This window comes from Nonomuraea sp. NPDC050202 (assembly GCF_040656115.1).
In the GTDB taxonomy this organism is placed as follows: Bacteria; Actinomycetota; Actinomycetes; order Streptosporangiales; family Streptosporangiaceae; genus Nonomuraea.
The window spans coordinates 22950-43238 of sequence record NZ_JBFALF010000061.1; the positions used below are offsets into that span (position 1 = coordinate 22950).

The 20289-nt window shown below is 69.0% G+C and carries 17 protein-coding genes and 1 pseudogene; 4 read left to right on the top strand and 14 right to left on the bottom strand.

Annotated features, from left to right (window positions below):
* Positions 1-261: 261 nt before the first annotated feature.
* Together AB0I79_RS59795 and AB0I79_RS59800 are read right to left on the bottom strand one after the other, a co-directional pair.
* Entirely contained in the window at positions 262-660 is a 399-nt protein-coding gene (locus AB0I79_RS59795; RefSeq protein ID WP_357894516.1) for a hypothetical protein, read from the bottom strand.
* Between the two features lie 568 nt (positions 661-1228).
* On the bottom strand, positions 1229-1654 hold the full coding sequence (locus AB0I79_RS59800) for an ATP-binding protein (protein ID WP_357894519.1): 426 nt from the start codon (positions 1652-1654) through the stop codon (positions 1229-1231).
* Between the two features lie 176 nt (positions 1655-1830).
* On the opposite strand from AB0I79_RS59800, the gene AB0I79_RS59805 reads away from it, so the two are divergent.
* Positions 1831-2631 (top strand): ATP-binding protein, encoded by an 801-nt coding sequence (locus AB0I79_RS59805; protein ID WP_357894522.1) that lies wholly within the window; start codon positions 1831-1833, stop codon positions 2629-2631.
* A gap of 94 nt (positions 2632-2725) precedes the next feature.
* Here the strand turns inward: AB0I79_RS59805 and AB0I79_RS59810 are convergent, their stop codons facing one another.
* From AB0I79_RS59810 to AB0I79_RS59825, 4 genes are all read right to left on the bottom strand, one after another.
* Complete coding sequence (locus AB0I79_RS59810) at positions 2726-5971, bottom strand: BTAD domain-containing putative transcriptional regulator (RefSeq protein ID WP_357894525.1); 3246 nt, start codon at positions 5969-5971, stop codon at positions 2726-2728.
* 106 nt (positions 5972-6077) lie between these two features.
* The gene (locus AB0I79_RS59815) at positions 6078-6395 is read right to left on the bottom strand and encodes a hypothetical protein (protein WP_357894528.1); all 318 of its coding nucleotides are present in this window, start codon (positions 6393-6395) and stop codon (positions 6078-6080) included.
* Positions 6396-7580: 1185 nt separating this feature from the next.
* Positions 7581-8786, bottom strand: coding sequence for a cytochrome P450 (locus tag AB0I79_RS59820; RefSeq protein ID WP_357894531.1), 1206 nt, complete (start codon positions 8784-8786; stop codon positions 7581-7583).
* A 96-nt stretch (positions 8787-8882) separates the two neighbouring features.
* A complete protein-coding gene (locus AB0I79_RS59825) occupies positions 8883-9479 on the bottom strand; it encodes a TetR family transcriptional regulator (RefSeq protein WP_357894534.1) in 597 nt (198 codons plus the stop codon).
* Positions 9480-9583: 104 nt separating this feature from the next.
* On the opposite strand from AB0I79_RS59825, the gene AB0I79_RS59830 reads away from it, so the two are divergent.
* The 3 genes from AB0I79_RS59830 (at position 9584) to AB0I79_RS59840 (ending at position 13372) form a co-directional block, all read left to right on the top strand.
* Positions 9584-10969, top strand: coding sequence for an amidohydrolase family protein (locus AB0I79_RS59830; protein WP_357894536.1), 1386 nt, complete (start codon positions 9584-9586; stop codon positions 10967-10969).
* Complete coding sequence (locus AB0I79_RS59835; RefSeq protein ID WP_357894539.1) at positions 10966-12168, top strand: FAD-dependent monooxygenase; 1203 nt, start codon at positions 10966-10968, stop codon at positions 12166-12168. The genes AB0I79_RS59830 and AB0I79_RS59835 overlap by 4 nt, the downstream gene beginning before the upstream one ends.
* Positions 12169-12451: 283 nt before the next feature.
* Positions 12452-13372 (top strand): hypothetical protein, encoded by a 921-nt coding sequence (locus tag AB0I79_RS59840; protein ID WP_357894542.1) that lies wholly within the window; start codon positions 12452-12454, stop codon positions 13370-13372.
* A 40-nt stretch (positions 13373-13412) separates the two neighbouring features.
* Here the strand turns inward: AB0I79_RS59840 and AB0I79_RS59845 are convergent.
* The 8 genes and pseudogenes from AB0I79_RS59845 to AB0I79_RS59880 form a co-directional block, all read right to left on the bottom strand.
* Positions 13413-13658 (bottom strand): annotated as a pseudogene (locus tag AB0I79_RS59845) (IS630 family transposase); the annotation flags it as partial.
* Between the two features lie 359 nt (positions 13659-14017).
* Positions 14018-14233 carry a hypothetical protein gene (locus tag AB0I79_RS59850; RefSeq protein WP_357894544.1) on the bottom strand — a complete coding sequence of 72 codons (216 nt, stop codon included), beginning with the start codon at positions 14231-14233 and terminating at the stop codon, positions 14018-14020.
* Between the two features lie 273 nt (positions 14234-14506).
* Positions 14507-15052: a YceI family protein gene (locus tag AB0I79_RS59855; protein ID WP_357894547.1), complete on the bottom strand. Its 546-nt coding sequence runs from the start codon at positions 15050-15052 to the stop codon at positions 14507-14509.
* Positions 15053-15402: 350 nt separating this feature from the next.
* Positions 15403-16134 carry a TetR family transcriptional regulator gene (locus AB0I79_RS59860; protein ID WP_357894550.1) on the bottom strand — a complete coding sequence of 244 codons (732 nt, stop codon included), beginning with the start codon at positions 16132-16134 and terminating at the stop codon, positions 15403-15405.
* 261 nt (positions 16135-16395) lie between these two features.
* Positions 16396-17322 (bottom strand): 2-dehydropantoate 2-reductase, encoded by a 927-nt coding sequence (locus AB0I79_RS59865; RefSeq protein ID WP_357894553.1) that lies wholly within the window; start codon positions 17320-17322, stop codon positions 16396-16398.
* 410 nt (positions 17323-17732) lie between these two features.
* The gene (locus AB0I79_RS59870) at positions 17733-18971 is read right to left on the bottom strand and encodes a sialidase family protein (protein WP_357894556.1); all 1239 of its coding nucleotides are present in this window, start codon (positions 18969-18971) and stop codon (positions 17733-17735) included.
* Between the two features lie 84 nt (positions 18972-19055).
* Complete coding sequence (locus AB0I79_RS59875) at positions 19056-19616, bottom strand: hypothetical protein (RefSeq protein ID WP_357894559.1); 561 nt, start codon at positions 19614-19616, stop codon at positions 19056-19058.
* Between the two features lie 331 nt (positions 19617-19947).
* Positions 19948-20289 (bottom strand): hypothetical protein (locus tag AB0I79_RS59880; RefSeq protein WP_357894561.1); only part of this gene is annotated, 342 nt, incomplete at its 5' end.

Below are 20289 nucleotides of genomic sequence, written 5' to 3' on the forward strand. Positions count from 1 at the left end.
CGAGCGATGTGTTCGGCGTCTGCCCCATCCCGAAGTCCTGATCCGGATGGCAGCGTGTCCTGGTTGAAGCCCACGACGATCGGCAGGTTGCCTCCTGTCGCTACTTTCCGGAGGCTCCATGGCCCTGCTCGCCCCGTTCAACACCGGTCCGGAGTAGGAGGCGGCACACACCGAGCTCATGACGGCAATGGCGACCAGCAGAGCCTCACACGAGAACCGAGCTACACCACTCGGCGGCACATGACCGGGCACGAACTGGGGTCAGTCACAGTGGTCGCGTTTCACATAACGGGTGCTCTGGCCGACAAGACCGTGCAGCGTGATGCATTTGTCGCGCGCGGCCACATAGACCGGTCCTGCGTAGTACCGGTAGATGCCGTGGTCGAAGTCGGCCCACGTGCGTGCCCGGGCGAGCCCGATCTTGATTGCCATGGACTGCTTCTTGCCCTGCGCCTTGGCATAGGTGAGTGCGCAGTTCTTTCCCGATGCGGGGTTGTAGTAGAGCTGGATGGATCCCACCTGTCCGATCGGGTAGCGGTCCAGCCACTTGTAGCCGTTGCCGCAGGGGCCTGCCGCCTCGGCGGGGGCGCTACCCAACACCAACCAGCTGCCGGCCAGCGCCATGCCGGCAAGGGCAGCGAGTCTCTGGCGAACGCGCATCGGTCCTCCCGTGTGTCCAGCAATTCGCATGCCTGCACCATCGGGCATGGCGATGAGCGGATGCATCCGTCTGATGACTGGTCGTGAGGGGGTTCGGTGACCCAAGCCCGGGCAGCGTGGGGGCCTGCCGGTCGGCAGTCGACCAAGGGCGAGACGAACTTCCGCAGCAAGCTGCTGCGCACGCGCGCTCGCCGGCCTCGTGCGTCTTCGGCTCCGCCGCCGTACGTGGGTGGAAGTGCCCGGCCGCCACGGGCGTGCGCGCTGCAGTATCCCGAAGCGAACTTGGATGTGGCTCTCCTCGAGCGAGCCTCTGAGCTGGGCGGTTGTGGTCTGGGCCGTTGGCCGGGTCCCATCCTCTTGACCGGGGCCTGGTGCTCTCGGCGGACGAGTGCTGCGCATCAAGCGGCTGCGGTCCGTAAGGCATCCCTGGCAAGATCATCTGGCATGTATGGTTCTTACTACTGGACGCACCCGCGCTTTTCCGACCAGCGACTGACGGCCAAGCCGCTGACCCTGCAGGACGGAAGCCGGGACGTGACGGGGCCTGCGAAGCAGGGTTCGAGGGACGTCAGGCCGCAGCCGGGCCCGCCATGGACGAGCCGTGGCAGGAACAGCTGATCGTGCACCAGACGTGGGTGCCAGATTCATCTCGGCTCGAGCCCCAGGTGAGCGCGAGGCTGTCGACCAGGAAAAGACCTCGCCCTGTGGTGGCGTCCTCGCCCGCATGACGCAGCTGCGGCATGCCCGCTCCTCCGCCGTCGCGCACGTCGATCTGCACGACATCGTCGAGGTGAGCCAACTGCACGGCGATGCGGCCGCAATCTCGTTGGCCGCAGTGCTCGATCGCGTTGGCCGCCAGCTCCGAGACGACCAGGATGACGTCGTCCGCGCAGGGGTGACCGGCCGTCATCTCGCGTGCGAAGCGACGAACCCGGCCTACCTGCTCCAGGCGTGCGGGAAAGTCGCGGGTGGTCTTCGAGGTGAGGGTCCGCATCGGGATCGCCTCCTTACACAGGTCCGATCGAGATTCCTCATGTCCTCATGCTGGCGCTGCTGCTTGTCGTTTCCCTGTCGGCCGAGTGTCGGCCATCAGGCGACAGCGAGCGGACAACAAATCGACAGCCCGGCCCGGCAAAGTGAGGAACGTAGATAGTGGGAAGGATGGGACAGATGAGCAGGAATCGCACGCCAGAGAAGGCGTCCGCTGCGACGTCGCCCGGCGCCACGCCAGGAGCATCGGCGGCAGACCACCACCACAGCCCTGGCGAAACCCTGGCCGCAACCTGCGGGCACGACCCTGTCTTCGATCGGATCAAGCAGCTCACCGCAGACGCCTCGCATGAGCTGCGCACGCCCTTGGCCGGGCTCAGAGTGCAAGTGGAGGACGCCCGGTTGCACATGGACCAGATCGACCTGCCCGATCTGCTCGATCATGTGCTGCGCGATATCGACAGGCTACAGGCTGTCATTTCCGACTTGCTCTTGCTGGCCGGGGTACGATCCCATCTGCCTGAAGAGCGGGAACCGGTGGACCTGGCGGAACTGGCGCGAGCCGCGGCATCCGCTCGAGGGGGGAATATCGTCCTGCGGCTCCGGCACCGCGTCACGGCCATGGCGGTCCGTACCCACATCGTCCGCTTGCTGGAGGACCTGCTCGGCAATGCTCAGCGGCATGCCGAGCACGCCGTGCACATCCAGGTCCGCGGGAGCGGCGGCATGGTGGAGGTGTCCGTGGAGGACGACGGGCCGGGCATCGCACCAGCCGACCGTGAACGTGTCTTCGAGCCGTTCCTCCGGCTGGATACCGCTCGCGACCGTCACAGCGGTGGCAGCGGGCTCGGGCTGGCGATCGCCCGTGAAATCGCCTTCGCCCATGGCGGAACGCTCACCGTGGAGGATTCCTGTCTCGGCGGTGCGCGTTTCATCCTCCGGCTACCGTCGGAGCCAGACCGGTCGGCCGTCAGCCCGTAGGCGCGGCCCCGGGCGGCGCGCCTGGCCACGGCCGACGCAAGGACAGGAGTGGCGACGGCTCCAAACGACGGGAGGCGGCAGACCGGTGACGGCGTCACGACCGCCGATCGAACCCAGCGCAATCGCAGAGGGCCAGAACCTCATCCATACCCAATTCGCCGCCCTGCCGGACACCAGCAGCGAAGGCGTCCTCCCCCAGTGCCGATCGCGCACGTGCGGTGACCCGGCCGGTGTCGGCGTCTTCTGCGGGCAGCAGTGATGCCCCGATGGATCTTCTTGCCGCCTGCGCGGCTCCTAGGAGCATGGCGGCGTCATCGTGGCGCTCCAGCAAGGTCAGCGCACCGGCCAGTCCCTCCAGTGAGAGCGCCATGGCCAGAGGATCGCCGGTGACCCGGGCGGCGAGGAGGCCCTCACGGTGCCGCGCCAGGGCGGCTTCGCCGTCGCCGCGTTGCTCGGCGGCCAAACCGAACTCACGGAGAATGAGTGCTCTGTCGCGTATGTCGACTAGCGTCCGGCGACCTTGCAGCAGCTCACGCAGCCGTTCTTCGGCGAGATCCGATCGGCCTTCCCGCCGTTCCAGCAGGGCCATCTCCAGTTCGTAGTGGCACAGCCCAAGATCGTCGCGCTGCTCGACGGCCAGCCTTCTGCCCCGCTCGTACAGTCCACGAGCGTTAGAGAAGTCGCCTGCCAGCATGGTGAGACGCCCGAGTGCCAGGGTGTGCTCAACGACGTCGGACCACAAGCGGAGGGTCTCAGCTGTCTGCAGTCCTTCACGGTGCAGCCGCACGGCACGCTCGTGATCTCCGAGCGCTTCGGCACGGTGGGCGAGCGGACGCATGGTCTGCAGCCGCCCCCAGTCGTCGCCGAGCTCTCCAAACAGCCGCCTGGCGTGTTCGCCGTACTCCTCGATCGCTCTCAGGTCACCGCGGACCATGGCCTGCCGGCTGGCGGTGCTCAGCGCTGCGGCTCTGCCCCAGGGGTCGTCGACCTCGCCGAAGGCCGCCAGGGCGCGGCTCACGTGTGTTTCGCCGGCGGACAGGTCTTCGATGCCGGTGTGCAGGGCGTGCCCGAGGATCCACTGGGCGCGGGCGCGTTCGCGGGGGTCCTCCATGTCATGCAAGGCCTGCTCGGCTTGTCGCAGCCGGACCGGGTCGCGGCTCCGCTCGACCAGCAGTCCCAGGCAGGTCCTCCAGACGACGGCGGCCGCGCGCAGATCCGGCTGCGTTTCGCCGCTGTCGGCCGGCGCACGATCCAGCCAGTCACGGGCGTGATGCAGCCGGCCCCGCAGGAACCAGTACCACAGCAGCGCGTTGATCAGTTCGAGCGACCCGGCGGCGTCGCCCTGGCGTACCAAACCGTCCAGCGCGCTCCACAGGTTGGCGTTCTCCCGGTCCAGGCGGTCGAGCCAGGCGCGCTGCTCGGCGGTCCGCAGGCGAGTAGCCGCGGTACGTGCCAGCGAGAGGTAGTGATCCTGGAAGCGCCGGCTCACCTCGTCGAGCTCGCCCGACTCGCGCAGCCGCATGCGGCAATAGTGGGCCACTGTCTCCAGGAGGCTGTATCGGGGGCCCTGCGCCGTCTCCTCCATCCTCACCAGTGAGCGGTCGACGAGCCGTCCCAGCACGTCGAGCACGTTCTCCGGCCCGATGTCCGTGCCGCCGCAGACCACCTCGGCGGCGGTGATGTCGCAGCCACCGGCGTGCACGGCCAGGCGGCGCAACACGGTGCGATCGAGTTCGGTGAGTAGATCCCAGCTCCAGTCCAGCACCGCCTGAAGGGTTCGCTGACGCTGCGGGGCGTTGCGGCGGCCGGCGGCCAGGATCCGGAACCGGTCATCGAGGCGGTTGACGAGCTCCCGTATGCCGAGAGCCGGCACACGCGTGGCGGCCAGCTCCAGGGCGAGAGGAAGCCCATCGAGCCGCCGGCACAACTCGGCGACATGCGAGGCGTTGAGCCCGTCCAGCGCGAAGCCTGGCAGCACGGCGCCGACACGTTCGACGAACAAGCGTACGGCGTCGTTGTGCGCCATGAGCGCGGGGTCCGGGCCCATCGGCGGGTCGGGCGGTGCCAGCGGCGCCACGGGCCATACCGCCTCGCCCGGCACGGCGAGAGGTTCGCGGCTGGTCGCCAGTATCCGCAGGTCCGGCGCCGCCCGGAGAAGCTGCTCGACCAGCTTGGCCACGGGATCGACGATGTGTTCGCAGTTGTCCAGAACCAGGAGCAGCCGCTTGGCGCGCAAGGCGTCGGCGAGCACATCGGCTGACGAGGTGGCGGCTGCGCCTGCCATCCTGTCGTCGCGAACTCCGAGGACCGCCGCGATCCGCTGTGCCACCAGGTTCACGTCCGGTAGGCCGCGATCTTGGAAATGTCCCGCCAACTCAATGAGCCACACTCCGTCGGGGTGGTACCCGATCGCTTGATGGGCGACCTCCAGCGCCAAGCGGGTCTTGCCCACCCCGCCCACTCCGGTCAGCGTGATCAGCCGCCCTTCGCGCAGCAGTTCCCGGACGGAGTTCATCGCCTGTCGCCTGCCGATCAAGCCGGTCAGCGGGGACGGCAGGTTGGTCCTCGGCGGAGCCGGTGTGACCTGCGCAGGCGGCGGGCTCAGGGCGGGGTCCTGCTCCAGGATCGACTGATGGAGCGCGATCAGCTCCGGAGAGGGGTCCACGCCCAGATCTTCGGCCAGCCGCTCGCGCAGCGCGAGAAAGCCGGCGAGAGCCTCGCCCTGCCGGCCCGCACGGTAGAGGGCACGCATCTGCAAGGCGCGCAGACGCTCCCTCAGCGGGTGGCGTTCGACCAGCTCGCTCAGCTCTGCGATCAGCAAGGTGTGCTCTCCCAGCTCCAGCCGGGCCTCGGCCTGTGCCTCCAGGGCACCAAGACGCTGCTCCTCCAGCCGCTGCGCCGCCTGACGCGCGAAGTCCTCCTCGGCGAAATCGGCGAACGCGGGCCCGCGCCACAGGCCCAGCGCTTCGTCCAACGCCGCCGCTCTCGCGCGTGGGTCTTCGAGCTTCAGCGCCTGGGAGGTCAACTCGGCGAACGTGTCAGCGTCGCTGACGCCCTGCAGCAGATATCCCGGTCGCTGGGAGACCACCAGCTTCCCCGCGCCCGCCTCGGCCTGCTCCAGCGCGTGCCGAAGTCGCGACACCTTCAACTGCAGAGCGCTCGTGGGGTTGGCCGGCAGCTCATCGCCCCACAGATCGTCTATCAGCCGGTCGGCCGGCACCAGCCGCTTGTGATGGACCAGGAGATCTGCCAGCAGCGCGCGCACCTTGAACTCAGGCACCGGCACCGGAAGGTCGCCGGCCGCCCACGCCTGCACCTGGCCCAGCACACCGAAGCGCATAATCCCAGCTTAGAGGCGTAGCACAAGGCGAACGAGGTGACGTGGCCCAGCTCTTGAAAGGGTTTGTGGCGGCTGCGACAAGCCGCATCGTGGACGTGGCGGTTGATCAGGGGTCGCACAGAGGCACGGACGGATCCTTCCAGACCTGAAGGCGGCCGGCGAAGAAGTCGAAGGTGCTCCACACGCCCCTGCCGTGCGGCAGCGGTAACTCCGTCACAGCATCGGGTGGGTAGTCGATGACATCGATCATGACGAGAGTATCGGCCGTGAACAGGGCAGTCCTGCCGTCGAACTCCTTGGCGAGGACCCGCCGGGCATCCAGGAACCCGCCCGATACATCGAATCCGGCGCCGCCGCCGAAGACCTCCGCACCCCGGCGGACCGCTTGCACGGCCCCGTCCGGGAATCGGCGTACGGTGAGCATGTCGACCTCGACCGGCGTCGTCAGATAGCGGCCCTCCACTCGGCTGCAGATCGGCCAGAACCTCGCGGTCTCTTCTGTCGATGGAGATCCAGGCTCGCCGGCTGCCCCATCGGCCCGAGCCGATCCAGCCAGCCTCGCACGATGCGTCAAGGCTCAACACCAGGTGACGCCCATCGGGATGAGGCAGCACCGATGAGCCGGTGGTGGAGCGGTGCAGCGGCACACGGTCCAACACCTGTCCCGTGGCAGCGTCGAGTACCCAGCACTGGTCACCACCGGCATCGTCCGCCGGCCCGGCCACCCCTGCCCAGACCTGGCTGCCGTCCGGGCTGAAGGCGCAGAGCCCGCCGAACCTACGGCCCCCAGGCGCGCCCCCCACGAAGGGTGGGGCACCCGCCACATGATGCGGCCGTCCAGGGCGATCATCGCGAGCTGGTCCAAGCTGGCCACCGCAACGCGTTCCATATCCGCGCGAACCGCACACCTGCCCTCCCGTGGCAGATCTGAAGACCTGGCGAAGCGTCCGGAAACACGCGTCGAAGACCAGTAGCTGACGATCGGTGGTGCACACCTGCAAGGCGCCGCCGGCGGATCGACCGGGCAACCGTTCCGGGGGCAGCTCACGCTCCATGATCAGCTGGGCTCTCACACCGGCAACCAACCGCCGCGCATATGGCTTCACCCACCCGCGCAGTCAACCCCCTGGGTGCTGTGAGCGTGAAACCGCGCAGCGCACGACCTGGCATCGGCACAGGTTGTGCGAGGGATCACCAGTCGATTGACGGATTTGCTCCTGCGGCGCCTCGGATAGGTTTGCGTCCGCAGGCTGGCGGAGGATGTTGCCTCCGCAGTGGCCGGCCGAGGGGTGACACGGGTGTGTGGCGCACCAGACGTCTGGTGCGCCACACACCGGTCCGCAGATGGCCTGGCAGTGGCCGGCCAAGCAATCGCGGGAAGGCGGTGACAGCCATTCGCCGGGATGTTCCCGCCACGGGACGCACTTCGCACAGGATCAGCGCTCGCCACCGTCCACAGCGCTGGTCGCGGAGTCATGCGGGCGGAGGAGCCGCTGGCCAACGTGGCCGCCGGTCGTTCATCTCGTGGCCGGCGAGTGCCTCCATCCGGAGCTGCTCACCCGGACCGGCGTGCGAGATGTCCTCATGGCCGCCTTGACGGGTGCACCGATCACCAGGTGACGGGCAGGCGGTGGACGCCATAGACGTTGGCGTCGTGTTTGAACGGAAGCTCGTCCACCGGCACGGCCAGACGCAGCCCAGGGATGCGGGCGAACAGCGTGCTGTAGACAATCTCCAGTTCGAGCCTGGCCAAGTTCTGACCCAGGCACTGGTGGATGCCGTAGCCGAACGACAGATGGCCGTGGGCGTTGCGGTGGATGTCGAGGATGTCCGGGTCCGGGAAGGCGCGCGGGTCTCGGTTGGCCGAGCCCACCGGCGCGATGATGCCCTCCCCCCGACGGATGAGGACGCCGGCGACTTCGATGTCGTCAGCGGCCACGCGGGAGGTGGCGTAGTCCACGACAGGGAAGTAACGCACGAGTTCCTCCACCGCTCCGTGCATCAGCGACGGATCGGACAGCAGCGCGGCGAGTTGGCCGGGGTTTTCCAGAAGCCCCACGACACCTAGGGCGATCATGTTCGCCGTCGTCTCGTGCCCGGCGATCAGCAAGGTCAGCGCGACGCCGGCGAGAGTCTCGCGGTCGAACAGGCCGGCCTGCTGGTATCGGGCCACGAGCCTGCTCAGCAGGTCGTCGCCTGGATAGTCGGCCTTGGCCGCGACCAGGCGCATGACGTAGTCCCTCAGCCCGCCCATCACCGCCGCCCGCTGCTCGGCGGTGGCCGTGGTGCTGACGATCTGCCGGGTCCACCCGTGGAAGAGCATGCGGTCCCGGTACGGTACGCCGAGCAGTTCGCAGATCACTAGCGTCGGAACCGGCAGGGACAGCTCCTGCACGAGATCCGTGGGCCGCTCTCCTGCCAGCATCTGGTCGATCTGGTCGTTCACGATCTGCTGGATGCGCGGCCGCATCGTCTTGACGCGCTTGACGGTGAACTCGGCGGTGACCATCTTGCGGTGGATGGAATGTTCCGGTGGGTCCTTGACGAGGAAGGCGCCCTTGAGCTTCGCGCCGAAGCCTGGCATGACCAGGGGAAAGCCGGGATGTGATCGGTCGGAGCTGACGCGCTCGTCAGCCAGGACGGCGCGGATGAGCTCGTGCCCGGCGACCAGCCAGGCGCTCCTCCCATCGGGCAGGCTCACGCGGGAGACGGGTTTCTCGTCGCGGAGTTCGGCGTAGCGGGGAGGGGGATCGAACGGGCAGGTGCGCGCCATCGGGAAGGTGGGAGCGTCGGCTTGATCGGGTCTAACTGGCATGGTGCTCCTTACGCCGCGTCGGACTGCCTTCGACGTTAGGCAACGGCGGCGCTCGCCGAATCTGTCGTCTGGCTGGTGTCCGAACGCCCCGGCCGCTCACCGCATCGGGTGGTCCAGGTGATGTTGCAGAGTCCGGCCGACTGACCGGACCAGGTCTTCGAAGTCCAGGGAGGCCAACGGCTCAAGGCGAAGCAGGTAGCGTCCGACGATCACGCCCAGGCCCTGGCTGTGCATCAGCCCGGCCTTCACCTCGATGTCGGGATCGTCAGGGAAGGCGTCCTTGAGTGCCGGCAGCAGCTGGGTGTCGATCAGCCGCTGCACCGCGGCGGCGGCGTCCGGGTGGGTGACGGCGGAGCGGTGCAGCGCCGCCATGGCGGCGCTGTCGCCCCGCTCCCACGGCTCCAGTGATGCCCGGGCGAACCGCTCGCCGATCTCGTGCCTGGGCACCTGGGTCAGGTCGAGGGCGGTGAACCCCGCCCGCGTGGTGGCCGCGAACAGATCGGCCTTGCTGCCGTAGTACCGCATCACCATGGCGGCGGCGACCCCGGCATCGGCGGCGATGGACCGCACGGTGGTCTTGTCGTAGCCGTCGGAGGCGAACCTTGCGCGCGCCGCGTCGAGGATCGCCTGCCGGGTGGGTGCCGAGCGTTCGCTGAAGCGCGGGGCCGGCCCGCGGACGTCGCTGTGCGTCATAGCGTCCCCACCCTATCAACAGGCGTTTGCTAACGATCGTTGACCTTACTTCCATCTTGTGCGTACGCTTGTTAGCAATCAAGCGTTCGCAATTGGGGTGGTCCATGAAGACCCTTCTCAGGCGACTGTCGTACGTGCTGACCTTCGACGACGACGATCGCGAGCTGACCGACACCGACATCCTCATCGACGGACCGCGAATCGCCGCGATCGGCGCCGGCCTGCCGGCCGAGGACGCCGACCAGGTCATCGACTGTTCCGGCCTGATCGCACTACCCGGCCTGATCAACGCACACCAGCACCTGTTCCAGGCATCCATGCGGACCCTTCCCCCGCTGGAGCGCTCCGGAATGCTGCCGTTTCTCGGCCTGCAGAACGAGCTCGTCCTGCACCGCTGGCAGCGTGGCCGCTTCGGAGCGGACGACGTGCGGGCCACCGCCCGCGCCGTGCTGACCGAGTCGTTGCTGGGGGGCATCACCACCGTGGCCGACCATCACACCATCTTCCCGGGCGACCGCCCGGAGCCGTACGTGGAGGCGATCATCGACGCGGCCGGCCAGACCGGGATCCGCCTGCATGCCGGGCGCGGCAGCGTGACCTTCGGCCGCGCCCGCGGCGGCCTGGTCGAGGACGTCTTCGTCGAGGACGTCGGCGACGTCATCCGCCACGCCGAGCACCTCATCGCCACCCACCACGACCCCGAGCCGTTCGCCATGGTGCGCATCACGCTCGCCCCGTCCGGCGTGGTCTCCGACGTGCCGGAGATGTTCGAGGCGTTCGCCGCCCTGGCCGCGGCACACGACGGCGTGCGCCTGCACACGCACCTGCACCATCACGAGGACACCCGCTTCGCCCAGTCCCGCTACGGCACCTCCCCGTGGAAGATCCTGGCCGGGCACGGTTTCGCCGGCGATCGGCTGTGGGTGGCCCACGCGGTCACGCCGCCGCCGGAGGAGATCGACGAGTACGCCGCCGCCGGCATCGCCATCGCCCACATCCCCGCCGCCGACCTCAAGCTCGGCTGGGGACTCGCCCCGCTGCGCCGATACCTCAACGCCGGCATCCCCGTGGGAGCCGGCACCACCGGCTCGATGACCAACGACGGCGCCAACCTCCTCGGCGACCTGCGCATAGCCGCCCTCGCCCACCGCGCCACCCGCAGCGACCCCGCCGAATGGCCCTCGGCCCGCGAGCTGCTCGCCATGGCCACCCGCGGTTCGGCCGCGTGCCTGGGCCGCCCCGACCTCGGCTCTCTGGCGGTCGGCAAGGCCGCCGACATCGCCTGCTGGGACCTGACCGGCATCGACCGGGCAGGCGCCCACGACCCGGTGGCGGCGCTGCTGTTCACCGGCCTGACAGACGCCGCCCACCTGGTCCTGGTGAACGGGACCGTGGCCGTCCGCGACAGCCGCCCCACCCAGGGCGACCCCGCCGAGCTGGCGCGCGAGATGGCCGCCCTCGTCGCCGGCGACCCGAAGGAGTGGCGGTGAACAGCTACGACAGCACGATCTGCATCGTCGGAGCCGGACCCGCCGGCCTGATCACCGCGCTGGGCCTGGCACGCCTGGGCGTCCCCTTCGTCCACCTCGACCAGGACGACGGCCCGGTAGCCGAATCACGCGGCCTGGTGGTCCACGCCGGCGCCCTGGAAGTGCTCGACGAGCTCGGACTGGCCCAGGAGCTGGTAGCGGCAGGCCTGCACGTGCCGGAGTTCCGCATCACCGTCGCCGGGCACACCGCCATGCGCATCCCTATACACCAGGTGGCCACGCCGTTCCCCTACATCCTGCTGGTCCCCCAGGCGACCACGGAGGCCCTGCTCTACCGGCGGCTGACCGCCGTCGGGCACGCCCCGCTCGCCCGGCATCACGTGAACACCATCATCTCCAGCGGTGATGGCCACGTCGTGGAGGGGACGGATGCCGCAGGGACCCCCTTCCGGGTACGGGCGCGCTACCTGGTCGGCGCCGACGGCCTGCGCAGCACCGTCCGCCCGGCACTGGGCATCCGGTTCCCCCAGCACACCTACGACACGGCGTTCCTGTCAGCGGATGTGCAGCTCGACAATGGCCCCAGCTCCGCGCAGGCACACATCCACCCCAGCCGTCATGGGTTGCTCTTCATGGCGCCGCTGTCCGGCGACCGCTGGCGGCTGATCATCTCCGTGCCCGCTCCCGGCGGCCGGCGCCCGACACCGCCCACCCTTCCGCAGGTCCAGCGCTATCTGGACGAACGCGGCGGACAGGGTGTCACCGTCGTCTGCCTGGACCGGGCCGCCGGCGTCCTGCTGCACCACGGCGTCGCCGACGCCTTCGGCGCCGGCCGGGCGATCCTGGCAGGCGACGCCGCCCACGTGCACAGCCCGGCCGGCGGCATGGGCATGAACACCGGCATCCAGGACGGTTATGACGCCGCCCTCACCCTCGCCGCCATCCATCGCGGAGCTGACGCCGCGACCGCGCTGGCGGGCTACCGCGAGCGCCGGCTGCGCGCCGCACGCGAGGTGGTGGCCTTCACCGATCGCATCATGCGGTTGGTCACCCTCGACGACGCCGGCATTCATCTCCTGCGCTCCATGGCCCTCGCGGGCGCAGGCCGCCTGCCTTTCCTACGCCGCCGGATCGCGCAGGCGGTCTCCTGCGTCACCCGCACGCCCGTGCGTACCGGCGCCCCCACCCTTCTCACCTGAGGACAGACATGACGGATGGGACCGCTCACCTCCTCGATCAGGAGATCAACGTAGGCCCTGCCGGGCACTTCGGCCCCAACCTGACCCCCATCCGCTCGGAAGCGGCGTCCACGCGCTGGCCAACACCGCGCAGAAGGACAACAACGGCGTCATCGCCGGCACGCGCGCCTGCCTGGTCGTCGACGCGGGTGGCGGCGCCTCGTGGGGCGGAGGTTGGCTCCAGGGCCTGTGTTCATAGCCCCTCGCTTCCGCTGGGTTCGGTGCACATGGCACAGTCCTCAGTGTGCTGTTGGGTGATCTGCCGGGCTGGTTGCCTGCTTGGTGTCTGGACTATCTGGGCTGTGAACCCGCCGACGTGCTGTTGCAGCAACAGCAGACGTCGATGGTGTTCGGTCTCCGGTTGGCCGATGGTAGGGACGTCGTGGTCAAGACGCGCCCTGATGACGGTCGGGCCGTGTCGTGTGTCGCGGCGCAGGCTCGGTTGGCCGAGCGCGGGTTTCCCTGTGCCCGGCCGCTCACACCGGCGGTAGGTGTCGGTGCGCTGGCCGTGCACGCCGAGGAATACCGGCCCGGCGGTGAGGTGCTGCACGGGGACTCGCCGGACGTGGCCGTGCGTTACGCGGAGGTGTTCGCCCGGTTGATGGCCGAGCTGACCGGCGTGACCGTTGCGCCGCCGCTGCCGAATCCGCGCTGGGTGCGTTGGGACCACGCAGATTGCGGGGTGTGGCCGGCGATCGAGTTCCTCGACGACCAGGACCAGAGCGCGGTACCCGCGTACGTCATCGACACGGCCGACCGGATCCGCAGGCGGATGTTGGCCGCCGGCCTGCCGTGCGTGCTCGGTCACGCCGACTTCGAGGCGCAGAACCTGCGATGGCACGGTGGGCTGGTGTGGGCGGTGCACGACTGGGACAGCCTGGCGTGGCAACCGGAGGCGGCGCTGGTAGGAGCGGCGAGTGGCGCGTTCGCCAGCGCCGCGCAGCCCACGCTGGCGCCGATCGACAGCTCCGAGGCGTTCCTGACGGCTTATCAGGACGTTCGGGGGCGCGTGTTCACGGCCGAGGAGCAGGAGGTCGCTTGGGCTGCCAGCTTGTGGACGGCAGCGCACAACGCCCGATGGGAAGCACTGCACGGCGACATCCCGAGGTCCGGCGATGCGCTCAGGGCACAAGCGGCTGAACGCCTCCGCCGAGCAAATGCCTAATGCTGTGACCGGCAACGATCACGGGGGCGGGTGAGCTTCGGGCTGCGGATTGCAGAGGCCGTCCGCCCCAGCGGATGCCCTTCTCGCTGCGGACGCGGACGCGCTCGCGGCGTTGAGCGGCCAGTAGGTCCGGGTGCCGGGCGTGAGCGTTGCGCCAGCGCAGGTCGGCGTGCAACGCTCAGGTCTGGACGGTGTGGCTGGGATGGTGGGAGTTGGCCAGGGTGAGCTGGCGCAACGGGCCGAAGTGGGCCTCGATCGGGTTGGCCCAGGAAGCATGGGGAGGACTTCCCCACACCGAAGAACCGCTTCAGGCCTACGGCGCAGCAGGTACGTCATCACCAGCGCCATGGGGAACTGAAGGCTGAGGGGTTTTCCGGCGCGTCGCCAACAGAGGCATGATCGTCCTGGGGCCGGCCGTTATCATCGAGATCCCCATGGCATCGGCCGGCGCGACGAGCCTGCCGCATGGGCGGCTGCGTGCCGCCGCGTCGGTACCACCGGTCACCTGATCGCGCACCGTGCCCGCGACGAGGCCGCGGATGAGGACGGTCGCGCGCGACCTGCAGCTCGAAGCCGACACGCGAAAGCAGTTCCTCGGTATGGCTCGGGGATAGACGCTGCATGCGGCGCTCCACCAGCGGGTCCTCAACGGGTACGGGCAGAGCCAGCGGATTCACCACCTTCATGTCGTCGTGAGGGGGAACTGTAGCGGCCCTCGTCCGGCTTCGCGCATTCGCGCGTTCGTAGCCGCTCGGCCAGGGTCGTCTTGCCGGCGCCGCCCCAGCCGTCGATCGCGGTCACCCGCGGACGTCCGATGACCTCGGGTGATGCATCGCGCAGCTGCCGGACGACGTCGAGCACGGTCACCACCCGCCAGCCAACGGCCCTGGTCTCGCCTGAATGTAGATGCATCGACAACCTCCAGAGGTGACGGCATGCATCCGGCTGCCCGGGCAGGCCGCTGACTGAACGCCTCGATCGCGAGCGACACCGCCGGGGCAGGCCACGGCGTAGGAGCAGGGCCATGGACAGAGCCATGGACAGGGCTGCGGCGCGGGTGGGCTCGCCGCGGAGGCGGTGCCGTGGGCAGGCATCGGCGACCGCCCCCGTTTCCGGCCGAGTGCCCGCACGAGGTCAGGGGTGCCGGATCGCGGTGACGTCGAACTGGAGCGCCACCTTTTCGCTGATGAGAAGCGCGGTCGCGGCGTTCCAGTTCACCCCCCAGTCCCGGCGGTTGATCGTGACACTGCCGGTGAAGCGGACCCGCAGCTCACCCCGGGAGTCGTTCTCCGTGCCGGTCAGCTCGAAGTCAACGCTCACCGGCTTGGTCACGCCGCGGAGGGCCAGGTCGCCGGTGACGGTAAAGGTGGCCTGCGCAGTCTGCTCGACCTTGGTCGAGGCGAAGGTAATGACCGGGTGGGTGGCGGTGTCCAGAAACTTGCCCCGCAGGTGCTCGTCGCGCCGCTGGTCGTGAGTCCGTAGGCTCTTTGCCACGATCGTGAGCCGGGCTGCGGACTTGGATGGTTCGTCACCATCCAGGTGTGCGCTGCCTTGGAATTCGCCGAAGTACCCGTGAACTCGGGTGGCCATCGAGTGCCGGGCTATGAAACCGATCTTCGAGCGGTCGGGGTCGACGACGTATTCGCCGGTCAGCTCGTCCAGACGGGTCATGGTGGTCATGCGATTACTCCTTGGGAAGAATGGTCAGGCGTCGAACGCCGGGCCGGTGATGAGGAGCGTGCCGGTTTCGGGTACGGAGCTCGCCAGCGGCGTGGCGTCGGCATTCCGACCTCATCGACACGCTCGGCGAATTTCCAGCCCTCCCGGGTGCGCTGATAGCGCTCGTGTGTCGCGTATCTTGCCTGCATCGGTGAACTCGCCGCGCAGCGCCTCGATGTGGACGCGGTCGGTGTTGTGCAGCAGATGTGTCATTAGTCTGTCTTTCTGGCCGGGGTTTCATCACGCGCCAGCCGCCTCCCAGGCGCGGCGCTCGGGCGCTCTCCGATCGCGATCCTGCTGAGGCGTCGGTCTCACCAGTACGACGACGCATCCGGATGAAATGTCAGGTGATCGCCCCGCGAGCCCGCTCGGGGGTGTTCATGGAGAGCGCCGGAAGCCTGTGGTACAAGGCAGGCCGGCGAGCAAGGTGTGCTCCGGCCGTCGATAAGGTCCTGCAAGACAGGTCCGAGCAAGGTGGCCAGCGCGTCCCGGTCGGCGGAGGCGAACGGCTCGATGCGCAGGACATACCGGGTCGCGGCGAGCCCGGCCAGTTGAGCGGTGATCACGCCGGCCGTCATCGCGGCACGAGGGCTCGGGCAGGCCGTCACGAGCGGCTGCACGATGGTCTCATCGATGACATCCGACAAGATCTCAGAAAGATCCGGCTCGTCGTAGGCGCCGTGCAGCAGGTAGCGCATCTGGCCGCCCGTATCGGGGCGTTCCCACAGGTCCACGAAGCCCTGGACCAAGCGCACACCCAGCGTTCGCCGGTCGCCCGCGTCGATCAGCCGGCTCAGCTGGCGCATCGTGTCCCGCGCGGCCAGGGCAAGCGCGGCCAGCAGGTTCTTCTTACTCTTGAAGTAGTAGATCACCATGGCGGGGTCGACGCCGGCCTCACTGCCGATCTCCCGGATCGTCACCGCCGCTCCGCGGGCGGTGACCAACCGCAGCGCCGCGTTCAGGATGTCTTGCCTCGTCGCCCCGGCCGGTCCTCGCCGGCCACGCCGTGCCGGCCGGGCTCCGTCCGCATGCGCCTCGCCCAATATGCCCCCGTACCGATCGTGCTCGCTCCTGCCAGCAGATTAAGTCTTCACATGAGGACTTTCAATGGGATGGACCCACGGCTGTGGTCACGACGGTCATCCGCTCTCCGACGCGTCCTCGCTCACGGATTTCGTGATGCGGTGTCGAGGTGACGGCAGGCGTCCACCTCCTGGAACGGGACGTTGTCGAGGAAGGGACGCGCCCGAGGTCGGCCGGACGCCAATCCGTCACTGCGGGTCGCCTGTGCGGCTCGGGTCCCTTCATGCCCGCGGCCGGCCATCGGCGTGCGGGGCGAGGATGTCCGCGACGGCCCGATTCAACGGCGTGTCCACCCCAGCCTTGTGGCCCAGTTCGACCACGCCGCCGGACAGCCAGGGCACCTCCAGTCGCTGTCCGCGTTCGAGGTCGTGGTAGAGCGAGGAGGCCATGTCGTAGGCGAGACCGTCCATCAGCGTCATGCACTCCTGCGCGTAGCCGTCGGGAAGGGCCACGCCCAGCGCCTGGGCGACCGTCACGACCTCACGCATGATGTCCAGCAGCAGGGCCCTGCTCCTGGCGTTCTCCCGCACGGCGCCGATGGGCAGGCGGGTGGTGGCGGTCGTGGCCGAAAGTCCGACGAGGAAGACGAACTTCCGCCAGGTTTCCTGCCTGATGTCCGGACTGACCTCGGCGCTGATTCCACCCGCCGCGCAAGCCTGGTGCAACGCCCCGACCCGTTCGGAGTCCCGTCCATCGAACTCGCCGAAGATCAGCCGCTGCAGCGACCCAGTCTGCCCGATCACCCCCGGACGCACGATGCGAGTGGCGACATAGCTGACCCCGCCGATCACCCTCTCTTCACCGAACGCTGCCATGAGGCGCTCGTCCTTGAGAACGCCGTTCTGGAACGACACCACCACAGTGCGCGGCCCGACAAGCGGGCGGATCTGCTCCAGAGCGGTTTCGAGATCCCACAGCTTGACGCACACCATCACCACGTCCACCACGCCGACCTCGCGCGGGTCAGCGGTCGCCCGCACCCCCGGAAGATGGACGCGATGACCTCCTCCCTCGATGCGCAAGCCGTGGCGCAACATCGCCTCCAGGTGCGCCCCCCGGGCGATGAACACCACCTCCGCACCCCCACGGGCCAGCAGCGCGCCGAAGAACCCTCCTACTCCCCCGGCGCCGACGACCGCGATCCGCATCACGCCACCCCCGCCGGCACGTCGTCGGATACGGCCTTCTGAGAAGGCGGCCGGCACAGCTCTGCGGGCGCGACGGGGGCACCGACGTGGAACGTGGTCATCGCTCCTCCTTTTCCATGAGGTCAGGGGGGCGCCGCGGACCTGCACGTGTGCGGCGACCGGCCCCCCGGGGAAAGCCCCATCATGATAGGGATAGCAGGCAGGACCCGAATCTGTAGGTCGACCAGGCCCGATGCCGGCCGTCGGACTCCCGCCTCACGCTGGGCTTCACGGGTGTTGACCTGCCTGCCACGACCATGTCTCTCCTCACCCGCGCGGTCTTGAGGCGAGATCGGACTCCAACCGGCCCACGGCACTCGCCGCCGAAACTGGTGATGCGCCCCACCTGACGGCCTGCAGGGTGGCACCTGTCAGCGTTCGGGCAAGCCGATGGCGCTCTCCCAGAACCAGTTCCAGCGGATCTCCTCGCGAAAGCGCCTCGGGCCCGCCTCGTAGAGGACACCGATCGCGCCGTTACCGATCACCGTCATGTCCGAGTATCCAGCGTGGTCGCTGTCGATCAGCACGCCCTTCGCATCGACGGTGCCGTTGTCGTCGCGCCAGGTCACGCCGTCGTCGTAGGAAGAGCGGACGCTCATGCCCCGCGCGTTGTTGTCGGTTTTCTGGGTGGCCGGAGCCGAGAGCAGGATGCGGCTGTAGGAGGAGCCGCCCCAGCGCTGACGGAGCAGGGCCGGATGGGTGGGCGGGGCGGTGATGGAGGTGTCGGCGCGGAAATCGCCGTCAAAGGTGCCGCCGCCATCCCGGCTCACGCCGCTGGCCATGCCTGTCAAAGAGGTGAACTCGGGCACCGCGCCGTTGCGGGCGATCACCAGGATGCCGCCGTCCTCACGCTCGACCAGGGTCTGCTCGCTGAGCTTGAGCACGGTCTTGTCGTAGGTGGCGGTGGCGCCGGTCTTCCAGCTGCTGCCGTGGTCGTCGCTGTAGATGAGCCGAATGCTCTGGTGCGTGGCCGTGGCGAAGTAGACCGGCACCACGAGCCGCCCCTTGTGCGGTTCGCGCGTCTTCTGGATCCCGTGGCCCGGCCCGGTGGCGAACCAGTCCCCGGCCCCGGCCGGAGCCTTGACGACATCCGACAGATCCGTCGGCGGTCCCCAGGTCCTGCCATCGTCGCTGCTGACCCGCAGCGCGGGCCTGCGAGGCATGGTCTGGTCCACGGCCGGCTCAGACGTGGTGAACAGGAACACCTTGCCTTCCTGAGCATCGTCGGCCAGGTCGGCCAGGTCGGCCACGACCGTCGCGTGACCCTGCAAAACCTCACCGGGCCGGCTGGGCACGATCACCCGGTTGGGCTCCCACGTACGGCCGTGATCGGCCGAGCGCCGCATGACCACGTCGAACACGCCGTGGTCCGCGCAGCTCCTGTTACGCCGCTCGGCGAAGGCGAGTAGCACGTTCCGCTTGGTCCTCACGACCGCGGGGAGCCGGAAACAGGTCGTCTGCCGCGCTCCGGTAGCCACGTCGATCGTGGTGTACTGCCGCCACAAGGTCTGCTGGTGAAACAGGTACGTTGGCGCCTGCGCGGCCACGGCGGGCGTCACGGTGAGGCTCATCGCCACCACTGCTGCGCCGAACATCCTTGATAACCGCATGACATCTCCCTGTCGGTCTTCGAAGTCGGCGACGAGGCCGCCGCGGACCGTCCGCGGCGGGCCTGTGATCCAGCGAACGGAGATTCACAGCGGGGCGCGTCCCACTCCGCGACGCCGATACAGCCACCAGGCCACCGGCAGCCACAACACCGCGGCCACCGCGCATCCCACGCCCATGAGGGCTCCCTGCATCGCCACCCATTCCAGGACGTGCTCAAGCACGGCCGTCCGGGTGCCGGCGTTCAGAGCCCGTGCCACCAGCATGAGCGGCACCCCCGTGGCCACCGCGAGCAGCAGCAGGCTCACGACCCCGGGCTGCCAGTACGGACGGCGCATCACATACGCGCCGGCCAGCGAGCAGCCCAACGTCAGCCCGAAACCGCCAACCAGCATGAGCGGCAGGACGACCGCCGCCGGCAGGTCACTGGTGAACGGCAGCGCTAAGCCCGCCACGGCACACGCCACGGGGAAGGCCACACCGAGCAGCACGGCAACCCGGCCTCCTCTGGCGACTGCGGGGAAGTACACGAACTCCCAGACGAACCTGCCGGCGGGATCCGGACGGAGAGTCACCGCGTTAACGGCCAGCGGGTACAGCAACGCCGCCCTGCCACGCCAGTCCCGCGACCCGTGCGGCTCCGTCATCAGACGCCCGCCTGCCTCGCGCCTCCTCCTGCTCGGGGACGGCCTGCGTCCCAGCATGTCGATCAGCCTCCCGGTGGTCCTTCACCTCATGATCTCCCACCACTGGCAGGAGCGAATCCGTCACGTGGCCAGCCCGGCTCTCGCGCTCGGGCGGCGCGCCGGCCGAACCAGTGGCGTGCGCGGCGGGGTGCCGGCCCTGCAGGTGCCCCTTGCCGGGTCAGGCGACGCGGCCGTCGTCCTCCTTTGTCAGCGTCCCTGTTCACCAGTACGACGACACAGCGGTGGGACGTGTGAGGCGGCGCACGACCTCACCATCCGGTGCGCCATCTCGTCAAACGGGGCCAGCAACAAGGCGACCGAGGCGGACGATCGAGATGGCAGGAACAGTCCCAGGCCAGCAGGGCGCGGCCAGCGGTTCTGCGGGCGAAACCTGCCGCTGACATCGAACGACTCCAAGACCAGGGCGCTCTGGGACCGTCCAGGCGATCGAGCGCTTGCCGCCGAGGCCCTTGACGGCGACCCGTACGGGGCCGGCCGTCCAGTGCGTGTGCGCGGCAAGGGCGGTGTGGAACGCCTGCGCGCACACGTCGTACATGTGGACCGACTCGCCGGACAGGACGACGAGCTCGGGCCCGGTGATGTTGGCGACGGTGGCGACGACCTGGCCGAGCGC